We start from the raw sequence: 660 nt of genomic DNA, 5'->3' as shown, positions 1-660 counted from the left end.
GCTCCATGCGCGCCCGGGCTTCGCGCGGGGTTTCCTCGCGCTCGTGAAAAGAACTGGTGCGAGTGCGGGCCGCGCCTTTGCGGACGGCGCGGGTGTGGTCCTCCGGGTCTTTAGACAACCCGTTAAACCGCGCCAGCGCTTCCTGCTGCGTGGTGTTGGGCGCGTCATATTCGACGGGCATCCTGATCCACAAAAAGGTCGCGGCGTCTTTGCCCAGGGCGATGCTTTTGGCAACTTCATCGGGTTTGTCCAGGCCGGCAGTGGTCGGGCTGCCCTGGATGGCTTCGCCGCCAAACATCTGTGGCGCATGGGGCGGGGTCAGGGCCTCGGCATTGATCAGGCGTTCCTGCCCCTTGGCGATCGGCGCTTGCGAAGCCACTCCGATGAGCATGGACGCGCCCGGATAACGGTGCTCGCCCGGCGCGCGAATGAATTCAGGCTGCGGCGGTTTACCCACCAGCACCGGCTCGCCGTCACGCTGGCGTTTGGTCCACAGCCGTTGATAAAAGCCCATCGATTGCAGCGCCATCATCGCCGGTCGCCCGTCGGGCGTGGCGTCGGGCACGCCGTAGGTGCCGATGCCTTGCACGTCATCCAGCGCCACAGTGGTGTCGTCCGGGCAAAAATACACGTACACCTTGCCGCGATTGTCGCGCTCGG

At 65.3% G+C, this 660-nt stretch carries 1 protein-coding gene; it reads right to left on the bottom strand.

Annotated elements, in window-relative coordinates; translation table 11 throughout:
• Positions 1-660 (bottom strand): effector protein Tle3 domain-containing protein (locus M5G20_RS28445; RefSeq protein WP_273921901.1); only part of this gene is annotated, 660 nt, incomplete at both ends.

The organism is Pseudomonas sp. TNT2022 ID1044 (assembly GCF_028656895.1).
Taxonomy (GTDB): Bacteria; Pseudomonadota; Gammaproteobacteria; order Pseudomonadales; family Pseudomonadaceae; genus Aquipseudomonas; species Aquipseudomonas reinekei.
This window is presented reverse-complemented; position numbering and strand designations above follow the sequence as displayed.